Here is a 6,395-nt window from a genome sequence, read left to right on the forward strand (position 1 = left end):
TCAAGTTGATAGCTATTGGCATTGTCAATTAAGCTGGCATCAATCCGTGACTCGCGGTAGGTAATAGAGGGCGTTTTATAGTAGCGGACGGTCATTTTACCTGGAGCCACCGCGGTAAAAATATAGTCCTTGCCACTTCCCGTTACCAACACCAGTCGGTCGCCATTACCAGCCAGTGACACGGTGGGGTCATTAAAAATCATCTCGTCATTTTTAATATCAAAAAATAACATCAGCTGATTGTCGTGTATGGCACAGCGATAACTCACCCGTTTGCCATCACTATTGGACCAAACATGCCAGTCTATTTGTGGCCAGCTATCGGCATAACCATCGGTATCGACAAGATAATCTATGGGGTGGCAATAAAATACTGTGGTCGAGGTATCAGCTTTAGCACTGGGATTCGACTCTACAGCTGGTTTAGCGACCGCCGGGCTTTGCGCCAGCGCTTTGGCAATCACTTGGGTAGAGGCTCGCAAGGTTTGCTCTTGTCCAGACCTGAGTGAAACGTCGATCTCCTGCAAGTACTGGCAACCGGCCCAAGGGATGCTCAGCAGTAATAAACTCACCAAGAGTAATTGTTTGTTTAAGGTCATGCCTTCGTCTGCCAGCGATAGCCAGCGCCATACATGGTACTAATGGCATTAAACTCGGCATCAATAGCCTGAAATTTTTTGCGGATGCGTTTGATATGCGAGGTAATGGTATTGTCATCGAGCACCACATTGGCCGCGGTCATCAGTTGATCCCGACTTTTTACCTGTCCCGGACGATGCGCCAGACAATGGATAATCCAAAATTCAGTAAGCGTTGTGTCCAGAGTTTGGTTGTGCCATTGAATACTCATCCGATCAGTATTGATGCTCAAGTCTCCAATGGTGATGATGGCTTCTGGCTGTGGCGGCTGACTTAGCGCTTCAACACGCCGAAATAAGGTGACGATACGCGTCATCATATGCTGTAGGCCGATATCTTTAGTTAAATAGTCATCGGCGCCAAGACGCAGGCCAGAAATTTTATCCATTTCGCTTTCTCTGGCGGTTAAAAAAACAATAGGCAGGGTTTTACTGCGGCTGCGCAAGTCTTGGCATAATTCAAAGCCACCTTCGATTTCATCTTCAAGCCCCACATCAATCAGCGCCAAGTCTGGTAGTGCTTGGTCAAAGGCCTCCATGGCAGAGTGACGGTTAGGGTAAATACTAACGGTATAACCCTGTTGCTCAAAAGCGTCACGATAATTCTCTGCAATAGATTGCTCGTCTTCCACAATGGCAATATGTCGGCTCATCAGTAGTCCTATTATGATGATTTACTGGCATTGTAACGTAGACAGCGTTTTTTTAAAGCTATGCCACAATTGATCATAATTGTTCCTTAGATTTCCATAATCTATCCATAAAAACGCCATCTCCACACGCTTTACTACTCCCTAACACTGATGTTGGGAGGTCACTTATGTTGAAGTTTAGAAAGCGTACACATCCGGTACTTATCGAAGAAGATTTTGTGTTGTACCCAAAAAAGCGATCAAAGCTACGGCTGCTATGGCTGTTTTTTGTGGTTTTGTTTTGTTGGTGGGGCTGGCATAGCGTCAGGGCGGATGTCCCCGATGAGCTTCACGGTGGCCAGTTAATGGCAATAACGGCGGCCGGGCAGGATGTTGCCGGTGCCTTTGCCAATATTGATAACAAAACCCATATCAATGTCAGCGGCATGGTAGCTCATGTTTCCATTGAGCAGCATTTTAAAAATAACCATGCTGCCGAATTGGAAGGGATCTATGTTTTTCCGTTGCCAGATCAGGCGGCTGTTCACCGTATGCGGATCAAAATTGGTGACCGTATTATTAACGGCAGTGTTAAAGAAAAGGCCGAGGCAAAGGCGGTATATCAGCAGGCCAAATCCAAAGGCAAAAAAGCCGCGCTGGTTAAGCAGTATCGTCCCAATCTGTTTAAGACTAATGTAGCCAATATTCGCTCCGGTGAAACCATTATTGTCGAGTTAGATTATATTCAGCCGGTAAGTTACCAGCAGGGGCACTTTCAAATACAGGTGCCGTTTTCGATAACGCCACGGTATTCACCGAAGCATCATCAATCAGATGATAGCGCGGAAATAAAAGCTGTGATGACTAACGACTTTGGTTGGTCTGGTATTGATAACGCATTGACTGCTGTGACTAATACCGAACTCAGCGTGACCCTGGATACGGGACTGCCATTACAAAATATCGAAAGTGCCTACCATGCAATAAATATCAGTAATCAACAGGGTATTTATCAGGTCAAACTTGACCCCAACCATCCGGCACTAAAGCAGGATTTTGTTCTACGCTGGCAGGCGCAAACAGGACAAAGCCCAGATGCAGCATTATTCTCGCAGACCGTACAAGGCGAGCATTATCTACAAATAATGATGCTGCCTCCGCAGGATACAATGACTGAGCAGGCGCTGCCACGCGAAGTGATCTATGTGATTGATGTCTCCGGTTCGATGCAGGGGCCGTCGATTATCCAGGCCAAGCAAAGCCTATTACTCGCTATCGCTCAACTCAAAGATCAGGACCGTTTCAATATTCTGGCTTTTAACCATCAGACCCGTCAGCTGTTTAATCAAGCAATGCCGGCCAATGCAGGCAATCTTGCCACAGCAAAAGCTTATGTAGAGCAACTGCAAGCCGATGGAGGTACCGAAATGATGCCAGCGCTGCAACAGTCGCTGCGCTACCAGCCCGATCAGCAAACAGTGCGGCAAATTATTTTTATTACTGATGGCGCGGTTAGTAATGAAGAACAATTGTTTAGTGCTATCTATCAACATTTGGGGCAAAGCCGATTATTTACCGTGGGTATTGGTTCGGCCCCCAATAGCTATTTTATGCGCAAGGCAGCTGAATTTGGTCGGGGGAGTTTTACTTATATTGGTGATACCCATGCAGTGCAGCAAAGTATGTCGCGTTTGCTTGATCGGCTTAATAAGCCGTTAATAAAAGATATGACTATCGAGTGGCCGACAGCTAATTCGGTTGAACACTACCCAGAAAAAATACCCGACCTTTATCAAGGCGAGCCGCTAGTGATTAATGCGGCCATAGAAAACTTGTCCGGCGTTATAACGGTGCGCGGTAAACAATCAGGCGGCCGCAGTTGGCAGAAAAAACTCGAGATTGTTGGTAATAACAATCATCAAGGGGTCGCCACTTTGTGGGCTCGGGAAAAAATTCAGCATCTACTGGATCAAAAAATAAAAGGACAACCTGAAAATGCTGTGCGGCAATCGGTACTTGAGGTCGCACTCACTCATCAACTGATGTCGCCCTATACCAGTTTTGTCGCGGTAGAACAGAACCTTGATAATCCCAACAATAGTAAACCGTCACTGCGAGCCATTCCCGTTCCGAAAACGGCAACAGGTGGCATCCTCAGTTTGCTTTGGGGTGGGGCGTTATTGATTTTATTTATCATTGTACGCATCAGTATGCATAGGGAAGAACACTATGACCTGGATAAATAAATACTGGAAACCCTTTCTGGCAGGGATGTTATTCATAGCCGGCACTTTGGTGATTGCCGATGGTTTGGCGATTTACCTAAAAGCCAAATTGGCGCAGGTGCTGATCAAACAGGCTTGGTCAGAAACACTGGTCAGCGATCGCGACGTTAAGCCATGGCCATGGGCAGATACCTGGCCGGTCGCGCGTTTGCAGGTTGCCGATACCGATTTATATATATTGCAGGGCGCACAAGGCAGTTCGTTAGCCTTCGGCCCCGGCTGGATGGAGGATAGCGTCCGCCCTGAAGAGATCGGTACAAAGCTGATTGCAGGCCACCGCGATACCCATTTTAAGTTTTTACAAGACCTGCAAGGCGATGATGCCTTAACGCTTACCGGCAGGGACGGCCGGCAAACAGACTATTACGTTGACTCAATACAAATTATTGATAGCAGCAAAGAGCAGTTACTGATTGACACTCAACCAGAACAGCTGGTGTTAATCACCTGTTATCCCTTTGATGCCATTGAGGCGAGTGGTCCGCAACGTTATATCGTCAATGCATTACCTGATAAAACCTTTAGCTTGTAGGAGTTACTATGACAAACACCATTACGCTGTATAAATCGGTATCACCAGCCCAGCTATCGCATTTAATAAAAGTGGATTGGCGCTACTTTATACGGGAATCACCGGAGCAAAAGTTATTTGCTCCCAAACTGCATCGTTCATTCGCTGAAATGTTAGCCCGCCAAATAGAGGCGGCCAACCATTGTGCAGGCTATGTGGTGAGCTTTGATATTCTCGAGCAGGTTATCAGCCGTTACGATATAACCAGTGTGGCCTATGAAGAATACGAGGAGTATTGTATTCCGATTGAGGATTTACGATTTATCAATATGGGGATAGAGGGCAAGATTAAACTGGTTTCGCAGTTCTCTAGCAGTGAGCCGACTGATTCACAAATGCAATATAACACTGGCTAAAAATGAATAAGCCGTTTTTTTGTAGTTAAGCGAGGGCTTGCACAGTCTGGGAAATACATACATCCGGATAGGCAATGGCCGCGTACATTAGCCAATAGAATTATTCAGCTCAGGGCGGTTGGTTTATCGCCAAAGCAATTTCCCTAGCCTAATGGCCGGCTGGAAATAATAACGATGCGGGTGATAACAATGGATAAAATCGATATAAAAGTCGCGTTATCGGTATTTGATAAAGTGATATCCAGAGGCGAGCGTAAAGATGAGACGTTTTTTCTTAACGGTCTTTATGCCACCCCTTCATTTGATGGCTATACCGTCAGTTTAACTGACCAGAAAGTAACCTTGTCTATTCTGTTTCATAATAAATTTAATCTTGTTTATGATTCGAAAAAATCATTGAGTGAATTTCTGCTTAAGCTTGAGCGGATCGACCGCGATCATTAATCGGTAGAGGATAGTTATGAGCCAGTACAGCGATGCACCTATTGTCATTTATGGCGGCAATGGATTTGTCGGCACAAGGATTTGTGAACTGGCGGCAACTCGGGGTATATCCTGTATCAGTGTCTCTCGCCGCGGTGTTGCTCCGGCTCATCTCGATACATCCAAAAATCCGTGGTTGGCGAATGTGTGTTGGTTGCAGGGTGATGCGCTGTCACCGGATATCTCATTATTGCAAGAGGCCGGTGCGATTATCAATCTGGTAGGCTCACCGCCTTTGCCGACATTTAGTCAATCGGCGTTTGATCATCAATTGATGATGAATGGCACCAGCCAGATCAATGTGATCGATGCCGCGAAACAGGCCGGGGTGAATCGGCTGGTATTAATGGGGGCGGATATTCCCGCGTTATTACAGACAGAGTCCTTCGCTTATGCTGTCGGTAAAAACCAAACCCTGACCGCAGCTAAAGCCTTTGCCGCTTCATCAGATTTACGTCAGGTAGCGGTATTACAACCTTCCGCCATCTACGGTACTCGTCATACCGCCGGTGGTACTAGCATGCCGCTGGCATGGTTGATGTCACCCCTATCAAGTTTGCAGCGGCGTTTGCCTCAATCTGTGCAAGGGAAATTGCCGGGAGCCTTTGTTGATGTCAAAAAAGTTGCCGCAGCAGCGCTAGAATGGGCCACTACCGCACAGGGGTTTGATACTTCTGCAAGCGGTTTTGTACAGGTAAGCAACCAGCAATTACAGCAACAGTCCTTGACTATCAGTTAATTTCAAGCCCGACCGGAATCGGCTGATTCTGATAATAGTTATCCTTCCTCTCGCTTGCTGAGTACTTTAAAGACTAAGCAGAATCGAAGCGCCATAATCTATATGGACTCGTCGTCACGCATAGCCTTAGCGGTGCTGTTTTGCATATAATCAGCGCAGTAGTGATAGTGGTTGAATAATGGCGGGTTAATAATGAGCAATATCAGTTTGATTGGTATGCCCGGTGCAGGCAAAAGCACGATAGGCGTGCAACTGGCAAAAGCCACTGCCAGAGACTTTGTTGATACCGATTTATTAATTCAGCTCCGCGAGCAACAATCCCTGCAACAGATTATCGATAACACGGATTATGTAAACCTGCGTTGGATTGAAGAGCAGGTGTTACTGAGTCTGAATTATGATCATCATATTATCGCTACCGGTGGCAGTGCGGTTTATAGCCAAGCGGGGATGGCGGCGCTAAAAAAACTCGGTCCGGTGGTGTTTCTGGATGTAGCGTTAGACCAGCTAAAACAACGGATTCACAATTTTCAGCAACGCGGGATAGCGCGTCATCCTGATCAAAGCTTTGCCGATTTATTGATTGAGCGCAATCAGTTGTATCACCAGTATGCCGATCATGTGATTACTTGTGCAGATAAAACACCGGCTGAGTTGGTGGAGATCATTACTGAGTTGATCTAGTGGCTAT

8 protein-coding genes are annotated in these 6,395 nt (G+C 46.4%); 6 read left to right on the forward strand and 2 right to left on the reverse strand.

Features of this window, described 5'->3' with window-relative positions:
• On the reverse strand, positions 1 to 599 hold a 599-nt coding region (locus AACP44_RS07965), incomplete at its 3' end, for a hypothetical protein (RefSeq protein WP_339339987.1).
• Positions 596 to 1,291 (reverse strand): proteobacterial dedicated sortase system response regulator, encoded by a 696-nt coding sequence (gene pdsR / locus AACP44_RS07970; protein ID WP_339339988.1) that lies wholly within the window; start codon positions 1,289 to 1,291, stop codon positions 596 to 598. The genes pdsR and AACP44_RS07965, both read right to left, overlap by 4 nt.
• A gap of 167 nt (positions 1,292 to 1,458) precedes the next feature.
• Here pdsR and AACP44_RS07975 point away from each other — a divergent pair, with 167 nt between their 5' ends.
• From AACP44_RS07975 to AACP44_RS08000, 6 genes are all read left to right on the forward strand, one after another.
• Complete coding sequence (locus tag AACP44_RS07975; RefSeq protein WP_339339989.1) at positions 1,459 to 3,516, forward strand: marine proteobacterial sortase target protein; 2,058 nt, start codon at positions 1,459 to 1,461, stop codon at positions 3,514 to 3,516.
• A complete protein-coding gene (locus AACP44_RS07980) occupies positions 3,500 to 4,087 on the forward strand; it encodes a class GN sortase (protein WP_339339990.1) in 588 nt (195 codons plus the stop codon). The genes AACP44_RS07975 and AACP44_RS07980 overlap by 17 nt, the downstream gene beginning before the upstream one ends.
• An 8-nt stretch (positions 4,088 to 4,095) precedes the next feature.
• Positions 4,096 to 4,482, forward strand: a complete 387-nt coding sequence (locus AACP44_RS07985) for a hypothetical protein (protein ID WP_339339991.1) — start codon at positions 4,096 to 4,098, stop codon at positions 4,480 to 4,482.
• A gap of 189 nt (positions 4,483 to 4,671) precedes the next feature.
• Positions 4,672 to 4,926 (forward strand): DUF3081 family protein, encoded by a 255-nt coding sequence (locus AACP44_RS07990; RefSeq protein ID WP_339339992.1) that lies wholly within the window; start codon positions 4,672 to 4,674, stop codon positions 4,924 to 4,926.
• A 16-nt stretch (positions 4,927 to 4,942) separates the two neighbouring features.
• The gene (locus AACP44_RS07995; protein WP_339339993.1) at positions 4,943 to 5,704 is read left to right on the forward strand and encodes an NAD(P)-dependent oxidoreductase; all 762 of its coding nucleotides are present in this window, start codon (positions 4,943 to 4,945) and stop codon (positions 5,702 to 5,704) included.
• A 192-nt stretch (positions 5,705 to 5,896) separates the two neighbouring features.
• The gene (locus AACP44_RS08000) at positions 5,897 to 6,388 is read left to right on the forward strand and encodes a shikimate kinase (RefSeq protein ID WP_339339994.1); all 492 of its coding nucleotides are present in this window, start codon (positions 5,897 to 5,899) and stop codon (positions 6,386 to 6,388) included.
• The last annotated feature ends 7 nt before the right edge of the window (positions 6,389 to 6,395 follow it).

The sequence above is a fragment of the uncultured Oceanicoccus sp. genome (genome assembly GCF_963968385.1).
GTDB lineage: Bacteria > Pseudomonadota > Gammaproteobacteria > Pseudomonadales > Dasaniaceae > Oceanicoccus.

Bases quoted from the DNA above. Each gene is read 5' to 3' on its own strand.
- pdsR (WP_339339988.1), bottom strand. From the start codon at position 1,291: ATGAGCCGACATATTGCCATTGTGGAAGACGAGCAATCTATTGCAGAG.
- AACP44_RS07975 (WP_339339989.1), top strand. From the start codon at position 1,459: ATGTTGAAGTTTAGAAAGCGTACACATCCGGTACTTATCGAAGAAGAT.
- AACP44_RS07980 (WP_339339990.1), top strand. From the start codon at position 3,500: ATGACCTGGATAAATAAATACTGGAAACCCTTTCTGGCAGGGATGTTA.
- AACP44_RS07985 (WP_339339991.1), top strand. From the start codon at position 4,096: ATGACAAACACCATTACGCTGTATAAATCGGTATCACCAGCCCAGCTA.
- AACP44_RS07990 (WP_339339992.1), top strand. From the start codon at position 4,672: ATGGATAAAATCGATATAAAAGTCGCGTTATCGGTATTTGATAAAGTG.
- AACP44_RS07995 (WP_339339993.1), top strand. From the start codon at position 4,943: ATGAGCCAGTACAGCGATGCACCTATTGTCATTTATGGCGGCAATGGA.
- AACP44_RS08000 (WP_339339994.1), top strand. From the start codon at position 5,897: ATGAGCAATATCAGTTTGATTGGTATGCCCGGTGCAGGCAAAAGCACG.